This window comes from Streptomyces sp. NBC_00887 (assembly GCF_045207585.1).
This window is the reverse complement of record NZ_CP108788.1, coordinates 7,198,323-7,222,073: the sequence shown is the minus strand read 5'-3', so window position 1 is coordinate 7,222,073 and position 23,751 is coordinate 7,198,323. Positions and strand designations below refer to the sequence as shown.

Annotated in this window: 17 protein-coding genes and 1 pseudogene; 12 read left to right on the top strand and 6 right to left on the bottom strand. The window is 71.4% G+C overall.

Annotated features, from left to right (window positions below; translation table 11 throughout):
- Positions 1 to 13: 13 nt before the first annotated feature.
- The 4 genes and pseudogenes from OG844_RS32930 to OG844_RS32915 all read right to left on the bottom strand — a co-directional run bounded on the left by OG844_RS32930 (position 14) and on the right by OG844_RS32915 (position 3,765).
- Positions 14 to 928: a LysR family transcriptional regulator gene (locus tag OG844_RS32930; RefSeq protein ID WP_406395291.1), complete on the bottom strand. Its 915-nt coding sequence runs from the start codon at positions 926 to 928 to the stop codon at positions 14 to 16.
- Positions 929 to 1,020: 92 nt separating this feature from the next.
- On the bottom strand, positions 1,021 to 1,233 hold the full coding sequence (locus OG844_RS32925; protein WP_406396344.1) for a hypothetical protein: 213 nt from the start codon (positions 1,231 to 1,233) through the stop codon (positions 1,021 to 1,023).
- Positions 1,197 to 3,435, bottom strand: a pseudogene (gene malQ, locus OG844_RS32920) (4-alpha-glucanotransferase). Before malQ ends, OG844_RS32925 begins: the two are co-directional and overlap by 37 nt.
- Complete coding sequence (locus tag OG844_RS32915) at positions 3,436 to 3,765, bottom strand: hypothetical protein (RefSeq protein WP_406395289.1); 330 nt, start codon at positions 3,763 to 3,765, stop codon at positions 3,436 to 3,438.
- Between the two features lie 293 nt (positions 3,766 to 4,058).
- On the opposite strand from OG844_RS32915, the gene OG844_RS32910 reads away from it, so the two are divergent.
- Positions 4,059 to 7,046, top strand: a complete 2,988-nt coding sequence (locus OG844_RS32910) for a beta-N-acetylglucosaminidase domain-containing protein (protein ID WP_406395287.1) — start codon at positions 4,059 to 4,061, stop codon at positions 7,044 to 7,046.
- Positions 7,047 to 7,105: 59 nt separating this feature from the next.
- Here the strand turns inward: OG844_RS32910 and OG844_RS32905 are convergent, their stop codons facing one another.
- Positions 7,106 to 7,642 carry an HNH endonuclease gene (locus tag OG844_RS32905; RefSeq protein WP_329211031.1) on the bottom strand — a complete coding sequence of 179 codons (537 nt, stop codon included), beginning with the start codon at positions 7,640 to 7,642 and terminating at the stop codon, positions 7,106 to 7,108.
- A gap of 317 nt (positions 7,643 to 7,959) precedes the next feature.
- Between OG844_RS32905 and OG844_RS32900 the strand changes: the two genes are divergently transcribed.
- Positions 7,960 to 9,024, top strand: a complete 1,065-nt coding sequence (locus OG844_RS32900; RefSeq protein WP_406395285.1) for a mechanosensitive ion channel family protein — start codon at positions 7,960 to 7,962, stop codon at positions 9,022 to 9,024.
- A gap of 61 nt (positions 9,025 to 9,085) precedes the next feature.
- On the opposite strand, the gene OG844_RS32895 is transcribed toward OG844_RS32900, so the two are convergent.
- A complete protein-coding gene (locus OG844_RS32895) occupies positions 9,086 to 9,607 on the bottom strand; it encodes a hypothetical protein (RefSeq protein WP_406395283.1) in 522 nt (173 codons plus the stop codon).
- A gap of 412 nt (positions 9,608 to 10,019) precedes the next feature.
- On the opposite strand from OG844_RS32895, the gene OG844_RS32890 reads away from it, so the two are divergent.
- From OG844_RS32890 to OG844_RS32845, 10 genes are all read left to right on the top strand, one after another.
- Entirely contained in the window at positions 10,020 to 11,234 is a 1,215-nt protein-coding gene (locus OG844_RS32890) for an ROK family protein (protein ID WP_406395281.1), read from the top strand.
- 52 nt (positions 11,235 to 11,286) lie between these two features.
- Positions 11,287 to 12,621, top strand: a complete 1,335-nt coding sequence (locus OG844_RS32885) for an ABC transporter substrate-binding protein (protein WP_406395279.1) — start codon at positions 11,287 to 11,289, stop codon at positions 12,619 to 12,621.
- 6 nt (positions 12,622 to 12,627) lie between these two features.
- A complete protein-coding gene (locus tag OG844_RS32880) occupies positions 12,628 to 13,569 on the top strand; it encodes a carbohydrate ABC transporter permease (RefSeq protein WP_406395277.1) in 942 nt (313 codons plus the stop codon).
- Positions 13,570 to 13,572: 3 nt separating this feature from the next.
- Positions 13,573 to 14,472, top strand: coding sequence for a carbohydrate ABC transporter permease (locus tag OG844_RS32875; RefSeq protein WP_406395275.1), 900 nt, complete (start codon positions 13,573 to 13,575; stop codon positions 14,470 to 14,472).
- 1 nt (position 14,473) lies between these two features.
- Positions 14,474 to 15,739: a 6-phospho-beta-glucosidase gene (locus OG844_RS32870; protein WP_406395273.1), complete on the top strand. Its 1,266-nt coding sequence runs from the start codon at positions 14,474 to 14,476 to the stop codon at positions 15,737 to 15,739.
- Positions 15,730 to 16,704, top strand: coding sequence for an N-acetylglucosamine kinase (locus tag OG844_RS32865; protein ID WP_406395271.1), 975 nt, complete (start codon positions 15,730 to 15,732; stop codon positions 16,702 to 16,704). Before OG844_RS32870 ends, OG844_RS32865 begins: the two co-directional genes overlap by 10 nt.
- A 322-nt stretch (positions 16,705 to 17,026) precedes the next feature.
- Entirely contained in the window at positions 17,027 to 18,415 is a 1,389-nt protein-coding gene (locus OG844_RS32860) for a hypothetical protein (RefSeq protein ID WP_406395269.1), read from the top strand.
- A gap of 11 nt (positions 18,416 to 18,426) precedes the next feature.
- Complete coding sequence (locus OG844_RS32855) at positions 18,427 to 19,467, top strand: glutamate ABC transporter substrate-binding protein (protein ID WP_406395267.1); 1,041 nt, start codon at positions 18,427 to 18,429, stop codon at positions 19,465 to 19,467.
- Positions 19,468 to 19,508: 41 nt separating this feature from the next.
- The gene (locus OG844_RS32850; RefSeq protein ID WP_406395265.1) at positions 19,509 to 20,852 is read left to right on the top strand and encodes a hypothetical protein; all 1,344 of its coding nucleotides are present in this window, start codon (positions 19,509 to 19,511) and stop codon (positions 20,850 to 20,852) included.
- Positions 20,853 to 21,019: 167 nt separating this feature from the next.
- On the top strand, positions 21,020 to 23,749 hold the full coding sequence (locus OG844_RS32845) for a tetratricopeptide repeat protein (protein WP_406396343.1): 2,730 nt from the start codon (positions 21,020 to 21,022) through the stop codon (positions 23,747 to 23,749).
- Positions 23,750 to 23,751 lie beyond the last annotated feature (2 nt).

Here is a 23,751-nt window from a genome sequence, read left to right as displayed (position 1 = left end):
TTGTACAGTTCGTTCAGTTCCGCTTAACGGAAACCTGCTCCAGCGCCGTCAGCACCCGTGCCACCGCCGGGCCCCGCTCGGCCCCCTGCCGTACCGCCGCCACCACATGGCGGCGCGGCCGGTCGGCGTCCAGGACCCGCATGGCCACACCCTCGCGCGGCCGGTCGGCGGCCGACGCCATGCGGGGAATCAGTGCCACGCCCATACCCGCCTCCACCATGGCGAGGATGGCGGTCCAGCCGGAGGCGCTGTGGGCCTGCTCGGGAACGAAGCCGGCCGCTTCGCAGGCGGCTGTGGTGATCTGTGACCACGGGCCGGAGCCGCCGAAGATCCAGGGTTCGGCGGCGAGGTCGGCCAGGCGGAGGCCCGGGGTCCGGGCGAGGGGGTGGTCCGCGGGCAGTGCCACGTCCAGCGGGTCGGCCAGGAGGGGTACGAGGGTGAAGCGGGGGTCGCGGGCCGTGGGGGCGTGCGCCGCCAGGGAGAGCGCGAGGTCCACCTCGCCCGCCGAGAGCAGCTCGTACGCCTGCGCCGCCTCCGCCTCCCGTACGCGCACCTGGGGCGACGGCCGGCGGTCCTCGTCCAGGAGCCGGACGGCCGGTACGACAAGGGCGGGGACAGCCGTCGAGAAGGCGCCGACCCGCACCTGGCCGGCCTCACCGCGCAGATAGCCCGTCAGCTCGGCGTCGGCCCGCTCCAGCTGGGCGAAGACCGCCTCGGCATGGCGCAGCACGAGGTGCGCGGCGTCGGTGAGCCGGACGCGGCGGCCCTGCGCCTCCAGCAGGGGGACACCGAGCTGCTTGGCCAGGTTCGTGAGCTGCTGCGAGACGGCCGACGGAGTCATCAGGAGGGCCTCCGCCGTCGCGGTCACCGTGCCCCGGTCGCGCAGGGTGCGCAGGATGCGGAGCTTCTTGACGTCCCACTCGGTCATGGCCGAAACCTATCGGGATCCGGACATGCGAGTGCGCCGCGCGATACCTCGTACCGGCGGCGCACCCGTGAAGAGCGGTGTGACGAGAGGTGCTAGGCCTGCTTCTCGGACTTGTCGAGGACCATGACGAGGCCCGCGATCGCCAGGAACAGGACGATGGGCGCCACGACGAAGAGACCGAGGGTCTCCATCACGTTCAGCCCCGGACCCGGGTCGTCACCGTCGTCGCGGGTGAGAGCGAGCGCGGGGGACGACATGAGCAGCATCATCAGCGTCGTACCGGCCGCGACGGCGCCGGCGCGCATAGCGTTCTTCTTGTCCACGGTGCAAACGTAGCGAACGCCTGCGGGCGGCGCGCGCCCGGGGGTGCCGTACGGGCCCTACGGCCGGTCCGGGCCAGGTCTCAGAACCTCCATCAGCCTGTGCAGCCGGGGCGATGCGGCGATCTCCTCCAGGGTGACCGGGTGGCCCTCCGCATCGGCGATGGGCAGACGCCAGTTGGGGTACTGGTCCCAGGTGCCGGGAAGATTCTGCGGGCGGCGGTCGCCGACGGTGTCCGGGAGCCAGACCCCGGCCATCCGGGCCGGGGTGAGCAGCAGGAAGCGGTGGACGGCGCGCACGGCGGCCTCCTCGTCGCCGTCGCCCTCGGGAAGCAGCCGGAGCCGGGCCAGATAGGCCAGCCACTCGGCGGTGTCCGTGGCGTCCTCGGCCAGCTCCTGCTCCAGGGGGCGGGTGAGCAGCCCCAGCCGGTGGCGCAGCGTCACGTGCTCACCCGTCAGCCGGGCGGCGGTGGAGGGCAGGTCGTGGGTGGTGGCGGTGGCCACGCAGTCCCGGCGCCAGCGCTCGGGGGGCAGGGGGCGCCTGGTGCCGTCCCAGTCGCGCTCGAACCAGAGCACGGACGTGCCGAGCACCCCGCGCCGGGCCAGCGCCTCGCGCACGCCGGGCTCGACGGTGCCCAGGTCCTCCCCTATGACGACGGCGCCCGCGCGGTGCGCCTCCAGAACGAGCACGGCGAGCATCGCCTCCGCGTCATGACTGACATAGGTGCCCTCGGTGGGCGGGCTGCCCTCGGGGACCCACCAGAGCCGGAACAACCCCATGACGTGGTCGATGCGCAGGGCGCCCGCGTGGGCGAGGAGACCGCGCAGGAGGCCGCGGTAGGGCGCGTAGCCGGACGCTGCGAGCGCGTCCGGGCGCCAGGGCGGCAGCCCCCAGTCCTGGCCGTGCGCGTTGAAGGCGTCCGGGGGCGCTCCGACGGACATGCCGTGCGCGAAGGCGTCCTGCTGCGCCCAGGCGTCGGCACCGTCGGGGTGGACGCCGACCGCGAGGTCGTGGACGATCCCGACGGCCATCCCGGAGTCCCGCGCGGCGCTCTGGGCCGCGGCGAGCTGGGTGTCCGTCAGCCAGGCGAGCCGGCAGTGGAAGTCGACCCGGTCCAGGAGATCGGTGCGGGCGCGGGCGCTCTGCGGGGAGCGCGGATCGCGGAGCCCTTCGGGCCAGTCGCGCCAGTTCGAGCCGTGCACCTCGGCCAGGGCGCACCACAGGGCGTGGTCCTCCAGTGCCTGCCCCTGCGCGGCCAGGAAGTCGCAGTAGGCGGCGCGGCGGCCGGGGGGCAGCGGGACCTGGACGATGAGCTCCAGGGCCTGCTTCTTGAGCGCCCAGACGGCGTCGCGGTCGATCAGCGCCCCCTTGTTCAGGACGGCCTCGCAGAGCGAGGCGGCGTCCTGGCGCAGGTCGTCCAGCGTTGCCCTGTCCGACACGTGCCCGTACTCCGGTACCGACTCGATGTGCAGATGTACGGGATCGGGGAAGCGCCGCGAGGAGGGGCGGTAGGGGGACGGGTCGGTGGGCCTGCCGGGCACGGCGGCGTGCAGCGGGTTGACCTGGACGAAGCCGGCCTGCAGGGTCCGTCCGGACCAGGCGGCCAGGTCGGCCAGGTCCGCCAGGTCGCCCATGCCCCAGGACCGGGCGGAGAGCAGCGAGTAGAGCTGGACGAGGAAACCGTGCGTGCGGGCGGGCGGCTGGGGTACGCGGTCCGGTGCGACGACGAGCGTGGCCGTGGCGTAGCGGTGGCCCGGGGCACGGACGGTCAGCCGGTGGACGCCCAGGGGCGGTTCGCTCCACCAGGAGGGCGTGCGCGGCACGTTCCCGGCCCGGGGGGTCGCGGCGGCCGCCGCGACCTGCATCCGCAGCGGTGGCGGCGTCTCGGTGCTTCCCGGTTCGCTCTCGGTCTCGATCGTCAGGGTCGCGCCGGGCGGCAGCGCGGCCAGGGCGGGCGGCAGCGGCTCCCCGGCCCAGGTCACCACCGTCGGCGGGAGCAGTCGGGAGGCCGCTGCCGATTCGGCGGCGACGAGTGATCTCCCCACCCCCGCGGGGGTGGCGGCGTCGACGCCCAGCGCGGCAAGCACGGCCTTGACCGTGTCGTCGGGGACGGACACCGTGACATCCGCGGACGGGGAGAAGGAGGTGGCGACGCCGTGCAGTGCGGCGAGCCGGGACAAGCCCATTCAGACTCCTGGGGACTCCATGCCCCCTGCGGTGCCGGGTGCTGTCGGCTCGCTGGTCAGAGGGGCGACGGCGGCGAGCGGTGGCTCGCTCGTGAGCGGGGTGGCATCGGCGAGCGGTGGCTCGCTGGTCAGCGGGGCGTCGTCGGCGAACCCTTGCTCGCCTACGAGGTGGGAGACGTCGGCGAGCGGCAGCCCGCTGATCATGAGGGGCGCGACATCGGTCAGGGGCGGTTCGCTGGTCAGCGGATCACCGGCCAGCGGATCAGGACCCGTGGGGCCCGGTACCTGTTTGGAGAGGGCGGAGAGCAGAAGCTGCGCGGAAGCGGGCACGGTGGCCTCCTGGCCGTGGACAACAGGACACAGCAGGCCTACCCAGCGGGCGCGGGTGCAGGCGTGGACGTGACGTAGGCGTTATGACAACGAGCCCAACGTGCCGTGGGTCACATACCGTTCCCGCATACGTCGGGTATGGGCTGTTTTCGGCCACTCGACATCTCCTGCCCCTGCGCGCCAACCGCATCATGCGACACATCCGGCATATACGTCACAACGGCCACGCGCATTGACACCCTCGCGCCCCGGTGATGGGCTCGGGGCCCACGGACGGACGAAGGGAGAACGGCGTGCAGTTCGGGCGCAGAAGGCGTGCGACGGCAATCGCCGTCGCCGTGATCGGCGGACTGCTCGGCCCGTTCGCACCGGCGGCTGTCGCGGCCCCCGTCGTCCCCGCAGCGACCACGCCCGACCGCGCCGACGGAGCACAGCTGCCCTCCGTCTGGCCACGGCCCCAGGCGATCAAGGCGTCCGGCCGGGCCGTGCCGCTCGGCACGGAGGTCACCCTCCTCGCCGACGCGGACGCCGACCGCCATTCCGTGGCCGAGCTCAGGAAGGTCCTGGGCGACGCCGGAGTGCGGACGGTGCACGCCGCCCTGCCGGGCCGCGGCCCGCTGATCAGGCTGGGCGGTACGGGGGCCGGTCAGGCGCTGCGGGACCTCCGCGCGCCCGAGCGCGCCGACCTTCCGTCCGGCGGCTACCGGATCGCCGTGGGCGAGCTCCGGGGCCGTTCCACCGTGGCCCTGGACGGCATCGGCGAGGACGGCCTCTTCCACGGCGTCCAGACCCTGCGCCAGCTCATCAGCGACGGCACCGTCGCCCCGGCCGTGGTCCGCGACTGGCCGGGCACCGCAGTGCGCGGCATGGCCGAGGGGTTCTACGGACAGCCGTGGACCCAGGAGGAGCGGCTCGCCCAGATCGGCTTCATGGGGCGTACGAAGCAGAACCGCTATCTCTACGCGGCCGGCGACGACCCCTACCGGCAGGCCCGCTGGCGCGACCCGTACCCCGCCGAGCGCCGAGCGGACTTCCGGGCGCTGGCCGAGGAGGCGCGAGCGCAGCACGTGACGCTCGGCTGGGCCGTCTCCCCGGGGCAGGCGATGTGCATGGCGTCCGACGCGGACGTCAAGGCACTGACCCGGAAGATCGACGCGATGTGGGCGCTGGGCGTCCGGGTCTTCCAGCTGCAGTTCCAGGACGTGAGCTACAGCGAGTGGCACTGCGACCGGGACGCGGAGACGTTCGGCAGCGGTCCGCGGGCGGCTGCCGGGGCCCAGGCGCGGGTCGCGAGCGCGGTGGCCCGGCATCTGGCGGAGCGCCACCCCGGCTCGGAGCCGCTGTCGGTGATGCCGACCGAGTTCTACCAGGACGGTGCCACCGACTACCGCACCGCGCTCGCCGCCGAACTGGACGACCGGGTGCAGGTGGCCTGGACCGGGGTCGGCGTCGTACCCAGGACCATCACCGGGCGTGAGCTGGCCGGTGCGCGGGCGACCTTCCGCCATCCGCTGGTCACCATGGACAACTACCCGGTCAACGACTACGCACAGGACCGGATCTTCCTCGGTCCGTACACCGGCCGGGACCCGGCCGTGGCCATCGGCTCCGCGGCACTGCTGGCCAACGCGATGGAGCAGTCGTCGGCCTCCCGCATTCCGCTCTTCACGGCAGCGGACTTCGCCTGGAACCCGAAGGGGTACCGGCCGCAGGAGTCCTGGCAGGCGGCGACAGAAGACCTGGCGGGCGCCGACGCCGGCACCAGGGCGGCGCTGCGGGCGCTGGCCGGCAACAGCGCCACCTCGGTGCTCGGGGGCGACGAGTCCGCCTATCTGCAACCGCTGTTCGCCGCGTTCTGGGCATCCCGCGCGACGACGAACGCGACGGCCCGTGACGACGCGGCGCGTGAGCTGCGGGCAGCTTTCTCCGTGATGCGCCGGGCCCCGCAGCAACTGAGGACCCCGGCGGACGGGCGGCTGGACGACGAGGTGCGCCCGTGGACCGAGCAGCTGGCCCGGTACGGCCGCGCGGGTGAGCTCGCCGTCGATCTCCTGCAGGCGCAGGCGGGCGGCGACGGAGCGGCCGCCTGGAAGGCCCAGTTGGCGCTGGAGCCGCTGCGCAAGGAGATCGAGGCGAGCGGCGCGACGGTCGGCAAGGGAGTGCTCGGCCCGTTCCTGGACCGGGTCCGCAAGGAGGCCGACGGCTGGAACGGCACCGACCGCGATTCGGGCACGGTGAGCCGGGACACGAACAGCTATACGGTCCGCCTGGACCGTGCCCGCCCGGTCCAGGCCGTCACCACGCTGGCCGAGCCGGGCGGCGGGGCCGCGGACGCGGTCCTGGAGGCCCATGTGCCGGGCGAGGGCTGGCGCGGCCTCGGCCCGCTGTCGACAGCGGGCTGGACGCACACACCGGCGAAGGACCTGCGGGCGGACGCGCTCCGGGTCACGGTCCCGGCGGCACGCCCCGTCCTCACCGGGCCCCTGGCCCCGGGTTTCACGGGCACGCCCCCGGTCGTGCCGGGTGCGGGCCCCGGCTCCGGGGCCGTGCGCGCGCTCGTACCGTGGTTCGGTGACGAGCCGGCTGCCCGCCTCGATCTCGTACGCGGCGAGACGGACGCCGTGATCGGCGGCGGTCCGCAGCGTGTCGAGGCACGGCTGGCCGGCGGACGGCCCGCCGCGGTGAAGGGGTCCCTGACCGCCAAGGCGCCCAAGGGCATCAAGGTGACGGTGCCGAAGCAGACGACGGTGCCGCGCGGATCCCGTACGGATGTCCCGGTGGACATCACCGTCCCCGCGGACACCCCGGCCGGCGAGTACGAGGTGCCGCTGAGCTTCGGAGGCGAGGAGAGCACGCTGACCGTGCGGGCCTACCCGCGCACCGCCGGCCCCGATCTGGCGCGTACGGCCACTGCTTCCTCGTCCGGCGACGAGACTCCGGACTTCCCGGCCTCAGCGGCCTCGGACGGCGATCCCGGGACGCGGTGGTCCTCACCCGTGGAGGACAACGCATGGTGGCAGACCGAGCTGTCCCGGCCCGTCAGGCTGGGCCAGGTGGTGCTGCACTGGCAGGACGCGTACGCCTCCCGCTACCGCGTCCAGGTCTCCCCGGACGGCCGCACCTGGCGTACGGCGGCGACCGTGCGGGAGGGCGGCGGCGGGCGCGAATCGGTCCGGATGGACGCCGAGGACACCCGCTTCGTCAGGGTGCAGGGCGACGGCCGGGCCACGCAGTACGGCTACTCGCTCTGGTCGGTGGAGGCCTACGCCGTGGCCGAGTAGCGGGGCGGGCCTCCGGGCCCGCCCCGCCATCTGCCCCAGGACGACAGAGGCCCGGGTTCTCAGGCGGAAACGCCATCGATCCGGGCCATCACGTCGTCCGCGCCGAACGGTTGCAAGTAGGGCAGCCAGCGCGGGTCGCGGTGCCCGGTCCCGATGATCCGCCACGCCAGGCCGCTGGGCGGGGCGGGCGCGTGGCGCAGCCGCCAGCCGAGCTCGGGCAGATGGCGGTCGGCCTTGACGTGGTTGCAGCGGCGGCAGGCCGCCACGACGTTGTCCCAGGCGTGCTGTCCGCCACGGCTGCGCGGAATGACGTGGTCGACGCTGGTCGCGGCGGCACCGCAGTACATGCAGCGTCCGCCGTCCCTGGCGAAGAGCGCCCGGCGGGTCAGTGGAACGGGCCCCCGGTACGGGACCCGCACGAACCGCTTGAGGCGGACGACGCTGGGCGCCGGCACGGCACGGGTGGCACTGTGCATGAAGGCGCCGGACTCCTCGAGGCAGATGGCCTTGTTCTCGAGGACGAGGACGAGCGCGCGGCGGAGCGGTACGACGCCGAGGGGCTCGTACGACGCGTTGAGAACCAGGACATGCGGCACGGTGGATGCCTCCTTGTACGCCGGCGGCGCGTGGCTCGCGCCGGGACGATCCGATCTCAGTCTCTCCTCATGCCTGGTCGAAGCGCCACCACGTCCGGGTAACGGGCCGGAGGGATTTTTCTCACCACCCGCCGGACGCACCGCCGGAATCCGGCGGAACAGGCGCTTCACCGCGGCAGCCGATCGCTCTGTGCGATCGGCCACACCCTCTGTATCCCCGGGTGAGACGTGTCTCTCCCCTCGCAGCGGCAACGAACCACTCCCCCGGCTTCGTTACTGTGGTTGGTCTGCTGTCGCCCCACCTGGAGGTCCCTGTCGTGTCCCTGTCCGCCCTCCTGGCCGCAGCCCCGTCACCGGCGCCCGGCGGCTCGCTGGACGAAGCCGCCGAGCGGGCCGGGAACGCCGCCGGCTGGGTCGAGCAGAACTGGTCCACCTGGGTAAACACCGGTCTGCGCATCGTGCTCATCGCGGCGATCGCGCTCGTACTGCGATACGTGATCCGGCGTGCCCTGACCAATCTCATCGACCGGATGAACCGCAGCGCCCAAGCGGTGGAGGGCACGGCTCTCGGCGGCCTGCTGGTCAACGCGGAACGCCGCCGTCAGCGCTCGGAAGCCATCGGTTCCGTACTCCGTTCGGTCACGTCGTTCCTGATCCTCGGCACGGCCGCCCTGATGATCCTGGGCGCGTTCCAGATCAATCTGGCGCCCTTGCTGGCCTCCGCGGGCGTCGCCGGTGTGGCACTGGGCTTCGGCGCCCGCAACCTGGTCACCGACTTCCTGTCCGGCGTCTTCATGATCCTCGAGGACCAGTACGGGGTCGGCGACCAGATCGACGCGGGTGTCGCCTCCGGCGAGGTCATCGAGGTGGGTCTGCGCGTCACCAAGCTGCGCGGCGACAACGGCGAGATCTGGTACGTCCGCAACGGCGAGGTGAAGCGGATCGGCAACCTCAGCCAGGGCTGGTCCACGGCCGGTGTCGACGTCACGGTGCGCCCGACGGAGGACCTGGACCGGGTCCGCGCGTCGATCACCGAGGCGGCCGAGGTCATGGCCAAGGAGGACCCCTGGTCGGAGCGTCTGTGGGGCCCGGTGGAGATCCTGGGTCTGGACGCCGTCCTGCTCGACTCGATGACCGTACGGGTCACCGCGAAGACGATGCCGGGCAAGGCGCTGGGTGTGGAGCGCGAGCTGCGCTGGCGGATCAAGCAGGCACTCGACTCGGCCGGCATCCGCATGGTCGGCGCCGTCCCCCTCCAGGTGGAGGGCGAGTCGGCCCCGGACCCGACGGCGGGCGTCGCCGCCCCGTCGGCGTACGCGTCGACGACGTCGCCGCAGTCGCTGGCGGCCACCCCGATAGCGCCGCCGAACCTGACGAAGTAGCACCGGCACGAGAACCCCGTGGGATGGATCGCGGGGCCCTCGGTCGTCCGACGGTGGAAGGTCAGTCCTTCTTGCACCGGCGCTGCGCGTTGATCTCCTTGCGCGTCATGACCTTGCCCCCGTAGGTCAGGAACTCGTCGTCACCCAGCTTCGCCGACTTCAGTCTGCTCAGGTCGACCGACCCGCTATCCGCCTCCGTCACCTTTCCGGCAGATCCGGTGCGCGTGCTGACGTAGAAGACCTTCGGCAAGGGCTTGGACCGTGGCTGCTCCTGCGTGTCGAAACTGCTCATGCTGTCCACGAAGAACACACCGAGGCGGACCTCCGGCGACCGCGGACCGCTCGCGCTCCACAAGGTCTCGAAGCCGTCGCCCCGGCCCTCGCCGTCCACGCCGATCTCGATCCGGGCGCCGTGGATCCTCCCGGTCGGACACAGGGGGGCGGCGACCGCGATCTCCCCGCCCTCCATCCGGTAACCGAACTCCATGGGCACGGGCCCATCCGCCAGCTGGCACGAGGAGAGCGTGGTGACGGCCACCAGTGAGATGAGCGCGGAACGCGAGCTCGTGGTCAGGGCCCGCACGTGTAGTCGCCGTCCGTGTATTCGGCTTCCCGAGCCTGTCCCGGTCCGCGTCGGTGGATCGGCCGGTTCGGTCGGGAGTCGCTTTCGGGCAAACCGAAATCTTGACCTCAACCGCACAGCCCTCCACCCCAGCACGATCATCACAGACTGCCGGGGATTCAAACGGGCACCAGTTCGACCGTCAAGGGCGACTTTCGGACTCACCGGCCCCTGACAGCCGGTCCGGATCGTTCCAGTACCGCCGGACATGCCCGTTTCACCGGTGGACCACCTGCGCTCGACAGGGGAGCCCCCATCCGCGGACAGCACTCCGACAGCCGCACGACCGAACCCATTGACGTCCAGGTGACGCGCGCCTTACCTTCCTCTCACCGAAAAGGAAACTTTCCTAACAGATAGAGGCGCACCGTTCATGGCGGGAACCACACCAGTCACTCCGGGCACACCGCGCGTCCTTCGCGCCATGAACGACCGTGCCGCCCTGGACCTGCTGCTGGAGCACGGCCCCCTCTCCCGTACGAGGATCGGCAACCTGACGGGCCTGTCCAAGCCCACCGCGTCCCAGCTCCTCGCCCGGCTGGAAGCGGCCGGGCTCGTCGTGGCCACCGGTACGAGCGAGGGGCGGCCGGGTCCCAGCGCCCAGCTGTACGCGGTGAACGCCCGGGCCGCGCACGTGGCGGGGCTCGATGTGACCGCCCGGCGGATCGTCGCGGCGGTCGCCGATGTGACCGGCCGGACCGTCGGCGAGTACGAGCTGCGCACCCCCGGGCGGCGCGCCGACAGCGTGGTGCGGCAGGTCACGGACGCCCTGGACGGCGCGGTCAAGGAGGCCGGGCTGGCCCGCGCCGATGTGCACCGTGTCGTCATCGGCACCCCGGGCGCCTTCGATCCCGGCACGGGACGGCTGCGTTACGCCTCGCACCTGCCCGGCTGGCACTCCTCCACGCTGCTGGACGAGCTGGCCGCCGCCCTGCCGATGCCTGTGGAGTACGAGAACGACGTGAACCTGGTCGCGGTGGCCGAGCAGCGGCTAGGAGCGGCCCGGGGCCACGAGGACTTCGTCCTGCTGTGGAACGAGGAGGGCCTCGGTGCCGCCCTCGTCATCAACGGCCGGCTGCACCGCGGTTTCACCGGCGGCGCAGGCGAGGTCGGGTTCCTGCCGGTGCCGGGCACCCCTCTCGTGCGCCAGGTCGTGAAGGCCAACGCCGGCGGCTTCCAGGAGCTGGCCGGCGCGCAGGCGGTCCCCCGGCTCGCCACCTCGCTCGGCATCGACACCCCGCACCAGCCGTACGCGGAGGTCGCGGCCGGGCTGCTGGCCCGGGCCGCCGCCGCGTACGAACAGGACCCCGCGCTGACGGAGCTGCTGCGCCAGTACGCCCAGCGGCTCGCCACCGGTCTCGCGTCCGTCACCGCCGTGCTCGACCCCGGCCTGATCGTGCTCTCCGGCCAGCTCGTCGCCTCGGGGGGCGAGCTGCTGCGCTCCCTGATCCAGTCCGAGCTCGCCGAGCTCGCGGCGTCCCGGCCCCGTCTCGTACTCGGCGGGATCAGCCGGCACCCGGTCCTGCGAGGTGCCCTGGAACGGGCCCTCGCGGACACCCGCGACGAAGTGTTCGACACCTCCCGCTGAACCTGTCCCACTCCTGCCTTCTCGTCTTCCCCCTGCCCCTGGGAGCTTTGCCATGCGCAGAAACCGACTGACCACCACCGCCGCTGTCGCCGTCGCCGCGCTCTCGGTCCTCGCCACCGCCTGTACGGGCCAGGCCGAGTCCGGTGCGAACGACGACCCGAACGCGAAGACCACGATCAATTTCTGGCACGGCTGGAGCGCGCCCTCCGAGGTGAAGGCCGTCCAGGACAACGTCGACCGGTTCGAGGAGACCCACCCGAACATCAAGGTCGACGTCGTCGGCAACATCAACGACGACAAGCTCAACCAGTCGCTGCGCACCGGAAGTTCGAACGGACCCGACGTGGTGTCGTCCTTCACGACCTCCAACGTCGGCAAGTTCTGCTCGTCCGGCGCCTTCGCCGATCTGACGCCCTTCATAGAGAAGTCGAAGCTGGATCTGGAGAGGACCTTCCCCGAGGTCCTGCTCGACTACACCCAGTTCGAGGGCAAGCGCTGCGCCCTGCCGCTGCTCGCGGACGCCTACGGCCTCTACTACAACAAGGACGCCTTCGAGAAGGCCGGTGTCACCGCGCCGCCGAAGACGATGTCCGAGCTGGCCGCCGTCGCGAAGAAGCTGACGGTCACCAAGGGCGACGGCTACGAGCAGCTCGGCTTCATGCCGACCTACCACGGCTACGAGACGGTCGCCGATCACTACCTGTCCTCGTGGGACCACACGTACTTCGACGCCGACGGCAAGTCGAACATCGCCAAGGACCCGGCTTTCGCCAAGATGTTCACCTACCAGAAGAAGCTGGTCGAGGATCTCGGCGGTTACGCGAAGCTGGAGAAGTTCCGCGGCACCTTCGGCGACGAGTGGGGCGCCAAGCACCCGTTCCACACCGGTCAGGTCGCGATGCAGCTGGACGGCGAGTGGCGGCTGGGAATGGCCACCGACGCCAAGGTGCCGTTCGAGATCGGTGTGGCGCCGATGCCGGTGGCCGACGACGAGGCCGACAGCTACGGCAAGGGATTCCTTTCCGGCACGATCATGGGGATCGCCCCGGCCAGCAAGAAGCAGAACGCGGCATGGGAGCTCGTGAAGTTCATGACGAGCGACACGCAGGCCGTGGTCGACTTCGCGAACGGGATCCGCAACGTGCCCTCCACCTTTGCGGCGCTGAAGTCCCCCGACCTGAATTTCGACCCGCGGTTCAAGACCTTCCTGGACATCGCCCAGCACCCGAAGTCCAACACCCCCGACGGTGCGGTCAACGGGTCGGCGTACCAGCAGACCCTCCAGGACTTCGGCTTCCAGTACGAGAAGGGCGCGGTGAAGGACCTGAAGGCCGGTCTGGAGAAGACCGCCGCGCAGATCGACACCGACATCGCCAAGGCGAAGTAGCTCCCGATGACCACGCACACACTCCGCTCCAAGCACCGCCGGTCGGCGCTGCGGACGGCAGCCTTCATGTCGCCGTGGCTGATCGGGTTCACCGTCTTCTTCGCGTACCCGATGGTCTCCACCGTGTACTTCTCGTTCATGAAGTACGACGGCTTCGGGGCCCCCACCTTCAACGGGCCGGACAACTGGACGTACGTCTTCAGCGACTACCCGATGTTCTGGCCGTCCCTGCGCAACACCCTGTGGCTGGTGCTCGTCATGGTCACCTGCCGGGTGGTGTTCGGCCTCGGTATCGGCATGCTGATCACGAAGATCAGGACGGGGACGGGGCTCTTCCGCACCTTGTTCTACCTGCCCTACCTGGCACCGCCGGTCGCCGCGACGCTGGCCTTCGTCTTCCTGCTCAACCCGGGGACGGGGCCCGTCAATTCGATCCTCGGCGACCTGGGGCTGCCGACGCCCGGCTGGTTCAACGACGCCTCCTTCTCGAAGCCGGCGCTCACCATGCTCGCGGTGTGGGGCATCGGCGACCTGATGGTGATCTTCATGGCCGCACTGCTCGACGTGCCGAAGGAGCAGTACGAGGCGGCCGAGCTGGACGGCGCGTCCGGATGGCAGAGGTTCCGCTTCGTCACGCTGCCGAACATCTCACCGATCGTGCTGTTCGCCGTGGTCACCGGGGTGATCCAGGCGATGCAGTACTACACCCAGCCGCTGGTGGCGGGGAAGGTCGCCTCGGGCGTGATCGGCGGCTCCGGGCAGCAGTTCGAACCGGGCTACCCGGACAAGTCGACCCTGACGCTTCCCCAGCTCGTCTACAACCTCGGCTTCCAGCGCTTCGACTACGGCTCCGCCTGCGTCGTCGCCCTCGTCCTGTTCGCCCTGGCCATGGCCTTCACCGCACTGCTGATGCGGGGCCGCAACAACCTGATCCAGGCCGGTGACTGAGCCATGACCCAGCTCCTCGACAAGCCAAGCCCGGTGCCGGCCACCGGCACCTCCACGCCGGCCCTGCGCACCGCCCGCCGCAGGGCACTCCTGCACTGGATCGCCGTCCACTCGCTGGGCATCGCGGCCGCGCTGTTCTTCGTGCTCCCGTTCGTGTTCGTCGTCCTGACGTCGCTGATGAGCGACCAGCAGGCGCTGACCCGCGACCTCACCCCCGACACCTGGGAGTGGGGCAACTACCGGCGGGTCCTCGACACCCCCGGCTTCCTCACCTGGTGGCGCAACACCCTGCTGTACGCGGGGGTCGGGACCCTCCTGACCGTCGTGTCATCGGTACCCGTCGCGTACGCGCTGGCCAAGTTCCGCTTCCGCGGTCGCAAGCTCTCGCTGATGCTCGTCATCTCGATGATGATGCTGCCGCCGCAGGTCGTCATCATCCCGATGTACCTGTTCTGGGCGAAGGAACTGGACCTGTCCGGAACGCTCTGGCCACTGATCATTCCGATGGCCTTCGGCGACGCGTTCTCCATCTTCCTGCTGCGGCAGTTCCTCCTCACCATCCCGGACGAGTACCTGGACGCGGCGAAGGTCGACGGGTGCGGCGAATTCCGCACCCTGGTCAGGGTCGTCCTGCCGATGGCCAAGCCCGGCATCGCGGCGATCGCCCTGTTCCAGTTCTTCGCCGCCTGGAACGACTACTTCGGACCGCAGATCTACGCCTCCGAGAACCCGGCCGCCTGGACACTCAGCTACGGCCTGGAATCCTTCAAGGGCGCACACCACACCGACTGGAACCTGACCATGGCCGCGACCGTTCTGGTCATGGCCCCCGTGATCGCCGTCTTCTTCTTCGCCCAGAAGGCATTCGTCGAGGGCGTCACACTGACCGGAGTAAAAGGCTGACATGAAGCTCGCAGTAGTGGGTGGCGGGTCCACCTACACACCTGAACTGATCGACGGATTCGCACGGTTGCGGGACACCCTGCCGGTGGAGGAGCTGGTGCTCATCGACCCGGCGGCCGACCGGCTGGAGCTCGTCGGCGGTCTCGCCCGGCGGATCTTCACCAAGCAGGCCCACGCCGGGAGGATCACCACCACGACCGACCTGGACGCCGGGGTGGACGGCGCCGACGCGGTCCTGCTCCAGCTGCGGGTCGGCGGACAGGCCGCCCGCGGCCAGGACGAGACGTGGCCACTGGAGTGCGGCTGCGTCGGACAGGAGACCACCGGGGCCGGCGGCCTCGCCAAGGCCCTTCGTACGGTGCCGGTCGTGCTCGACATCGCCGAGCGGGTCCGGCGCACGAATCCCGACGCCTGGATCATCGACTTCACCAACCCCGTCGGCATCGTGACCAGGGCGCTCCTGCAGGCCGGGCACAAGGCCGTCGGCCTGTGCAACGTGGCGATCGGCTTCCAGCGGAAGTTCGCGCGGCTGCTCGACGTCACCCCGGCCGAGGTGCACCTGGACCATGTCGGGCTCAACCACCTGTCGTGGGAGCTCGGGGTGCGGCTCGGCGGTCCGGACGGCGAGAACGTCCTGCCGAAGCTGCTCGCCGAGCACGGCGACACGATCGCCGACGATCTGCACATGCCCCGGCAGATCGTCGACCGGCTCGGTGTCGTCCCCTCGTACTACCTGCGGTACTTCTACGCGCACGACGAGGTCGTACGGGAGCTCGGCACGAAGCCCTCGCGGGCGGCCGAGGTCGCCGCGATGGAGAAGGAACTCCTGGCCATGTACGGCGATCCGGCACTGGACGAGAAACCCGCGCTGCTCGGCAGGCGCGGCGGCGCCTTCTACTCGGAGGCGGCCGTGGACCTGGCCGCCGCCCTGCTCGGCGGGGGCGGCTCCGCGGTACAGGTGGTCAACACGTACAACAACGGGACGCTCCCGTTCCTGCCGGACGACGCCGTGATCGAGGTGCAGGCCCGGGTGGACCGCACGGGTGCCACGCCGCTCGCGGTGCCGGCGCTCGACCCCCTCTACGCGGGACTGATCGCGAATGTGACGGCGTACGAGGACCTCGCCCTGGAAGCGGCGCTCCGGGGCGGCCGGGACCGCGTCTTCAAGGCGCTGCTCTCGCACCCGCTCATCGGCCAGTACGAGTACGCCGAGGCGCTCACCGACCGGCTGGTCGCGCACAACCGGGAGCACCTCGCGTGGGCGTGAACGCTTCGGTCGTCGCCATCGATGCGGGGAACAGCAAGACCGATGTGGCACTGATCGGCGAGGACGGCACGGTGCTGTCCACGGCCCGCGGAGGCGGCTTCCAGCCGCCGACGGTCGGCGTGGAGGCAGCGGTGGACGTGCTGGCCTCGGTGCTCGACGGGGCGCTCGCTGCGGCCGTCGAACCCGTCGGGAGCATCGGGCACGTGTCGGCGTGCCTGGCCAACGCCGATCTCCCCGTGGAGGAGGAGGAACTCACCCGGGCTCTGCTGGAGCGTGGGTGGGGCCGCACGGTGGAGGTGCGCAACGACACCTTCGCGATCCTGCGGGCGGGGGTCGACGAGCCACGCGGTGTGGCCGTGGTCTGCGGCGCCGGGATCAACTGCGTGGGCATGGTGCCGGACGGGCGTACCGCGCGCTTCCCCGCCATCGGCCGGATATCCGGTGACTGGGGCGGCGGTTCGGGGCTCGCCGAGGAGGCCATGTGGTTCGCGGCGCGGGCCGAGGACGGCCGTGGTGGGCCGACCGAGCTGGTCCGTACGCTGCCGGGGCACTTCGGGCTCGGCTCGGTGTACGAGCTGATCGAGGCACTGCACCGGGGGCGGATCCCGTACGAGCGGAGGCACGAGCTGACTCCGGTGCTTTTCGCGACGAGTACGGCCGGGGATCCGGTGGCGAGCGCCCTGGTGGACCGGCTGGCCGATGAGGTCGTCGCCCTGGCGTCGGTCGCACTGGGCCGACTGGAACTGCTGGACGAGGAGGTGCCGGTGGTGCTGGGCGGCAGTGTCCTCGCCGCGCGGCACACACGGCTGGACGAGCGGATCGCCGGGCTCCTGGCCGAACGCGCCCCCAAGGCGGTGGTCCGGGTGGTCTCGCAACCCCCTGTGCTGGGGGCCGCTCTGCTGGGTCTGGACCGCACGGGGGCGGCGCCGGAGGTGCACAGCAGGCTGCGTACGCACTACAACTGACGCACCGGTCGGACCTGATGGGGCGTCCGCGGCTCCGGCACCGCGAGACGCCCCGTCAGCACGGGAACCGATCAGATGTCCCGAACGTGTTCATGATGGGGAGATCGATCCGCTTCGGGGGATGCATCAGGAATTGCGCGGGGACTTGTCTTGATCGGGGGCGTTCGTCCTGATCCAATGCACCTGATCGACTTCGGGGATCGATGCGGGATCCAGGCATTCCTGGTGGATGCCGCTCCCTGCGGCCATACTTCTGGCCGGGTACCAGTCCTCCGATCGGCCGGGGGTCGGGGCCACCGTCAGTGACCGAGGGGGAGGTCAAGTGACATACCCGCCGAACGGGGACTCGCAGCGGGAGCGTGCGCCGGATCGCGAGGCGGCGGTGACGACCGTACCCACGCAGCGTCGTGGTGCCGGGGCGGTGGCCGCCGATCGGCTTCGCGCCGCGGCGATGACCGAGCCGGGCAGGCTGCAGATCATCGGTGCCGTACTGGCGCTGCTGGTCGTGGCGTTCGGGGCGGTCACGGCCCTGGAGGTCTCCGGGCGGGCCTCGGCCGCCGACGACGTGGTGACCCGCAGTCAGCCGCTCAGCGCGGACGCGGCGAGCATCTACCGTTCGCTCGCCGACGCGGACACGATGGCGGCGAGCGGCTTCCTGGCAGGTGCGCAGGAGCCCGAGGCAGTCCACGAGCAGTACGAGAAGGACATCAGGGAAGCCGCCAGGCTCCTGGTGAAGGCCGCGGCGAGCACCGACGCGTCGTCGTCGTCGTGGAACGAGATCACCACGCTCAACAAGCTGCTTCCCGAGTACACGGGTCTCATCGAGCGTGCCCGCGCCAACAACCGGCAGGGGCTGCCGCTCGGTGGCGCCTATCTCCGGTACGCGAACCAGAAGATGACGAACGAACTCCTCCCGGCAGCCGAGCGGTTGTACGCGGCGGAGACCGGCCGGCTCGGCACCGACTCGACCGACGCCCGGCAGTGGCCGTTCTTCTCCCTGGGTGCCGGGATCGTGGCACTGTCCGCACTGGTGTGGATGCAGCGGCGCAACTACCGCAGGACGAACCGTGTCCTCAACCGCGGGCTGCTCGCCGCGACCGCCGCGGCCACGGTGGTGCTGCTGTGGCTGGCCGTGGGACACACGGTGGCGCGGGCCGAACTGCGTGAGGCGATGGCCCACGGGCAGGAGTCCCTCGATGTCCTCAACAACGCGCGGATCAACTCGCTGAAGGCGCGCGCCAATGAGAACCTCACGCTGGTCGCCCGTGGCGCGGTCCTGACCGCCGACGGGCAGAAGGACAAGTACGAGACGGACTACAGCACGGGCATGAAGTCCCTCGGATCGCAGCTCAAGAGCGCCGAGAAGCTCGCCGACGACTCCCGGGGGAGCGATCCGGTGGCGAAGGCCATCAGCAGTGTGAACGAGTGGCAGGGCCGCCACAGGAAGGCCCGCGCGACGGACGACCAGGGCGACTACAACAGCGCCTTGCAGCAGATCATCGGTGCGAAGGGCTCCACGGGAGAGTGCTTCGAACTGGTGGACCGGGCGTTGCAGCAGGCGCTCGCCCATGAACAGGGCGAGTTCACCGCGGCGGCGAAGGACGGGCGCGGGGCGCTGGGCGGGATGCCGATCGGGGCAGCCGTCCTCGCCGTACTGGGTGCGGTAGCGGCGATCGCCGGGGTCAACCGCAGGCTCTCGGAGTACCGGTGAGAGGGGCAGCGATGACCAGGGCCGAGGTCTGGGCCGCCCGCGGCAGGCTGCGCGGCTGGGGAGGTGTGACAGGCATGGCGGTGGCCTGTGCCCTCACGGCCTCGCTCACCCTGCTGCCGCTGACGCACGGCGGGGGCTCCTCGGGCGGGCAGAGCACGGGGCAGGGGGCGACGTCGGCGGTGGCCGCCAAGGCCGAATCGTGCACGGATCCGGAGGCGAGCCTGGCGCCGTCGAGCGCGGACGGCCCGACCATCAAGAAGATCCGGGAGCGCGGGAAGCTGATCGCCGGTGTCGACCAGAACAGCTTCCAGTGGGGGTACCGCAATCCGGAGACGGAGTCCGGCACCCTCGAAGGCTTCGACATCGATCTGGTGCGGGCCATCGCGAAGGACATCCTCGGCGATCCGGACGCGGTGATCTTCCGCGCGATCCCCACGAACCAGCGCATCGCCGCGCTGGAGAACGACAGGGTGGACGTCGTCGTGCGGACGATGACGATCAACTGCAAGCGCCTGGAACAGGTCTCGTTCTCCACCGCCTACTTCCAGGCGGGCCAGCAGGTCCTGGCCCCCAAGGAGTCGACGATCACGGGGTACGACACGTCACTCGCCGGCAAGCGGGTCTGCACCGCCGAGGGCTCGACGGCGTACGAGGCGCTGGAGAAGGAGTCCTACGGTGCGACCTTCAAGGACGAGAACGACGGCACCGAGCAGGACCTGGACCAGCTGACCGTCCCCAACCAGCTGGACTGCCTGGTGCGGCTGCAGCTCGGCGAGGTGGACGCGGTCGTCACGGACAACGCGCTGGCGGCCGGCCAGGCCGCTCAGGACCCGGCGGTGGAGCTCAAGGGCGACAAGCCGTTCACCACCGAGTACTACGGCGTCGCGGCGAAGCTCGGGGCCGACGATCTCGTGGCCCGGGTCAACAAGGTGCTGGTCGACTATCGCCAGGGCGGTGCCGACAGCCCCTGGATGCGGTCGTACCGCACGTGGCTGGCTACGGGACTTCCCGGGATCACGGCGCCGCCGGCGCCCAAGTACCGGACCAACTGAACCGCCGGGCCGTGCCCGGCGCAAGAGCGGAGAGGTGATCGATGGGCGTCGCGGGATCCTTCCCCAGCTTCGCGGGGAGGCCCCCCGGCCCGGTCATGGACCGGGACGAGGCGGACCGTGCGCTGGCCCGGCTCGGTGCGGAGCACGAGGCGATCGAGACCTCGCTCCTCGCCCTGCAGGACCATGCCGGCCGCCGGCTCCTGGAGGGCGCCGATCTGACCGGTGTCACCAAGGACCGCTGGGCCTCCGCCGAGCAGTCGATCACCCTGTTGTGGGGGTACTTCGACGCCTACGCGGGGGCGCTCACCGCGGCCCGCGAGATCCGGTCCAGGCGCCGCTACCCCGGCAAGGACGACCTGGTGGCCCTCACCGAGCTGCTGCGCGGCGACGGTGTGACCGTGGCGAACGGGGCGTCGGTCAGCCCCGAGCCCGGGCTCACCGGTCCGGCCAGGCTCTCCGAGCGGTTCACGCTGGAGGAGCTCGTCGCCCGGATGAACGACCTGTACGCACGCTCGCTGGACATGGTCGTCGCCTCGGACTCCGTATGGTCGGCGCTGCCCGCCCGGATAGACCTGCTGGCCGCGGAGCTGCGCCGCACCCGCTCACTGGCGCACTCCGTCGGTGTGCGGCCCGGGGAGCATCCGGCGGGTGACGACCTGGAGTCGATCACCCAGGAGCTGACCACCCTGCGGGTGCAGGTGATCTCCGATCCGCTGGCGTTCTGGCTGCCGGGTCCCGGCAGCGCGGCGCCCGGCGGCGGGCGCCCCGACACCACGCGCTACGACCGGGCGGCCCGCGCCCTGGAGGACGTACGGCGGGAGATCGAGGCGGTGCTCGCGGTCCGGCAGGACGCCGAGCAGCGACTGGTCCAGCTCCGCGACGTGCTGTCGCGCGCCGACCGTACCCTCGCCGAGGCACGTTCGGCGCGCGGCGAGGTGCTGGCGAAGATCGCCGCCTCGGAGGTGCCCGCCGTCAGTGGCCCGTCGACGGCGTTGCAGGAGCGGCTGGCCGCGGCGTCGGAGTACCGCAGGCATGCCCAGTGGAACCGCCTCTCGCCGCTGCTCGACTCGCTGGAGCGGGAGGCCGAGGACGAACTGCTGCGCGCGCGGGAGTCCCTGACGTCCGTCACGGCGCCGCTCGCGGTCCGTGCGGAACTGCGGGGCAGGCTCGACGCGTACAAGGCGAAGGTGGCCCGGCACGGCATGGCGGAGGACCCGGTGCTGATCGAGCGGTACGACGCGGCGCGCCGGGTGCTGTGGAGCGCGCCGTGCGATCTGCGCGTCGCCGAACAGTCCGTGCTGCGGTATCAGCAGGCGGCAGCGGATCTGCTGACGCCGCACAGCCGGGACGGACAGGGCCGGGGCGAACAGGGGGAGACATCGTGAGTACGCAGTGCCGGCGCCCCGCGTGCGAGGGCAGTTACGAGGACATGGGCGGCGGTGAGGTGTACTGCGACACCTGCGGCCTCGCCCCGGTGGAGCCGCCTTCTGCGGCGCAGGAACCCAGGAGTCCGCGGTGCCAGCGCCCCGGCTGCGAGGGCAGCTACGAGGACATGGGCGGCGGTGAGCTGTACTGCGGCACCTGCGGCCTCGCCCCGGTCGTGTCCTCGACGGGCATGCTGAGCTCGCCGCCCACGGGGATCGCGGGCGGCGGCAGGGGAAGCAGCAGCAGCTCGCAGCGTTCGAGTTCGCGTGCGTCCTCGCGGTCCTCGTCCCGTTCGTCGACCTCGCGGCGTTCGGTCTCCGGACGGCTCTCCCGCTCGTTGTCGGGCGCCTCGGCGTCCCGTTCGGTGTCGGTGCGCTCCTCGGGCGCCTCGACGGGCGTCTCGAGCCGGGGCAGGCTGGGTGCCGGTCTGGTGCTCGTGCCGGATGTGCCGCGGCCCGATCCGCGGACCGCGGTCATGGAGAACCCCGAGGTCCCTGAGCGGAAGCGGTTCTGCTCCCGTTCCGACTGCGGCGGGCCGGTGGGCCGGGCCCGCGGCGAACGGCCGGGCCGGACCGAGGGGTTCTGCACCAAGTGCGGTCACCCCTACTCCTTCGTGCCGAAGCTGCAGAGCGGCGACATCGTCCACGGGCAGTACGAGGTCGCCGGCTGTCTGGCGCACGGCGGTCTCGGCTGGGTCTACCTCGCCGTGGACCGTGCCGTCTCCGACCGCTGGGTGGTCCTCAAGGGCCTGCTGGACACCGGTGACCAGGACGCGATGGCCGCGGCCATCTCCGAGCGGCGCTTCCTCGCGGAGATCGAGCACTCCAACATCGTCCGCATCTACAACTTCGTGGAGCACCTGGACCAGCGGACCGGCTCGCTCGACGGCTACATCGTGATGGAGTACGTCGGCGGCAAGGCGCTCAAGGAGATCGCCAACGACCGCCGCACACCGGCCGGGAAGCGGGATCCGCTGCCGGTCGAGCAGGCGTGCGCGTACGGCATCGAGGCGCTGGAGGCACTCGGCCATCTGCACAGCCGCAACCTCCTGTACTGCGACTTCAAGGTCGACAACGCGATCCAGACCGAGGACCAGCTCAAGCTGATCGACATGGGCGCCGTGCGGAGGATGGACGACGACGAGTCGGCCATCTACGGCACGGTCGGCTACCAGGCGCCGGAGGTGGCCGAGGTCGGCCCGTCCGTCGCCTCCGACCTGTACACGGTCGCGCGGACGCTGGCGGTGCTCACCTTCGACTTCCAGGGGTACACGAACGTCTTCGTGGACTCGCTGCCCGACCCGGACAACATCGAGGTGTTCCGGCGGTACGAGTCGTTCTACCGGCTGCTCGTGCGGGCCACGGACCCGGATCCGGCGAGACGGTTCGCCTCGGCCACCGAGATGGCCGAGCAGCTGACGGGCGTGCTCCGGGAGGTGGTGGCCCTTCAGACGGGGCGTCCGCGTCCGTCGCTCTCGACACTCTTCGGTACGGAACTGCGGGTCACGGACACCGCGTTGTTCGCGGAGCTGACGGACGAGGTGTCGCGGCTGGGCGTCCGGGTGGCTCCGGCCGGCGGCGGGCGCTTCGGGCTGCGGCGGAACGGCTCGGCCGTGCCCCCCGCACAGGGGGCGATGGCGACCGCTGTGGCCGGCGCGCTGCCGGTCGGCACCCGGCCCGCGGGCGCCACGGGGGCACCGGCCGCCACCCCGTGGAGCTCTCCGGGCGCCGGTGCGGTGTACGCGCCCGACACCCATGTCCGGGCCGGCGGGGGCGGCCCGTCGGGCGGCGGGGGGAGCGCGCTCCCGTACGCCCCGGCGCAGCCGGCTGTTCCGGCCCCGCGCGCGGCGGTCCCGGATCCTCCCGTCATGTTCCCGGGGGCGTACACCGGCCGGTCGGGGCCCCGGCTCGCGGTCTTCGACGCGCGGGCGACCTCGCTCGCCCTGCCGGTCCCCCGGGTCGACGCGAACGATCCCAACGCCGGTTTCCTCGCAGGGCTGATGACGTCGGCACCCGCCGAACTGATCTCCGCTCTGCAGACCGTGCCCGCCGCGTCGCTGGAGACCCGGCTGCGCGAGCTGCGCGCCCGCCTGGAGATGAACGAACTCGGCGCCGGCGCCCAGGCACTGGCGGCGCTGGAGGCCGTGCACCCGGACGACTGGCGGGTGGTCTGGTACCGCGGTGTCACCTCACTGGTGACCGGCGACAACGAGATCGCGGCGCTGTCCTTCGACGCGGTCTACGACGCGTTCCCCGGTGAGCCCGCGCCGAAGCTGGCTCTGGGGATCTGTGCGGAGGTGCTGGGCCAGCTGGACAATGCCGCGGAGTACTACCGCCTGGTGTGGGCGACCGATCCGAGCTTCGTCAGCGCCGCGTTCGGGCTCGCCCGGGTGCAGATCGCCGCGGGTGACCGGGTCGGGGCGGTACGGACCCTGGAGTCCGTACCGGAGTCGTCGATCCACTACACGGCTGCGCGGGTGGCGGCGGTGCGGGCCAGGCTGCGCGAGCGGCTCCCGCAGGATCCGCTGATCGATGATCTCCACGCCGCGGCGGACCAGGTGACCTCGCTCAAGGGCTACGGGCTGGACGCGGTCCGGCGCGAGCAGTTGTCGACCGAGGTGCTGGGGACGGCACTTGACTGGGTACTCTCCGGTAGTCCCACAGCTCAGTCACCGGCCACGGCCTCCCCCGCGACCGCGGGACCGAGGACGCTGCTGGACAGTGAGCTGGACGAGCGAGGCCTCAGGTTCGGTCTCGAACGCTCGTACCGGATGCTCGCCCGGCTCGCGCAGCGGGGCGACGAGAGGATCGAACTGGTGGAGCGGGCCAACCGTTTCCGCCCCCGGACCTGGGTGTGAAG

Bases quoted from the DNA above. Each gene is read 5' to 3' on its own strand.
- OG844_RS32890 (WP_406395281.1), top strand. From the start codon at position 10,020: ATGGCGGGAACCACACCAGTCACTCCGGGCACACCGCGCGTCCTTCGC.
- OG844_RS32885 (WP_406395279.1), top strand. From the start codon at position 11,287: ATGCGCAGAAACCGACTGACCACCACCGCCGCTGTCGCCGTCGCCGCG.
- OG844_RS32855 (WP_406395267.1), top strand. From the start codon at position 18,427: ATGACCAGGGCCGAGGTCTGGGCCGCCCGCGGCAGGCTGCGCGGCTGG.
- OG844_RS32845 (WP_406396343.1), top strand. From the start codon at position 21,020: ATGGGCGGCGGTGAGCTGTACTGCGGCACCTGCGGCCTCGCCCCGGTC.
- OG844_RS32880 (WP_406395277.1), top strand. From the start codon at position 12,628: ATGACCACGCACACACTCCGCTCCAAGCACCGCCGGTCGGCGCTGCGG.
- OG844_RS32875 (WP_406395275.1), top strand. From the start codon at position 13,573: ATGACCCAGCTCCTCGACAAGCCAAGCCCGGTGCCGGCCACCGGCACC.
- OG844_RS32925 (WP_406396344.1), bottom strand. From the start codon at position 1,233: ATGCGCGCCGGCGCCGTCGCGGCCGGTACGACGCTGATGATGCTGCTC.
- OG844_RS32850 (WP_406395265.1), top strand. From the start codon at position 19,509: ATGGGCGTCGCGGGATCCTTCCCCAGCTTCGCGGGGAGGCCCCCCGGC.
- OG844_RS32930 (WP_406395291.1), bottom strand. From the start codon at position 928: ATGACCGAGTGGGACGTCAAGAAGCTCCGCATCCTGCGCACCCTGCGC.
- OG844_RS32870 (WP_406395273.1), top strand. From the start codon at position 14,474: ATGAAGCTCGCAGTAGTGGGTGGCGGGTCCACCTACACACCTGAACTG.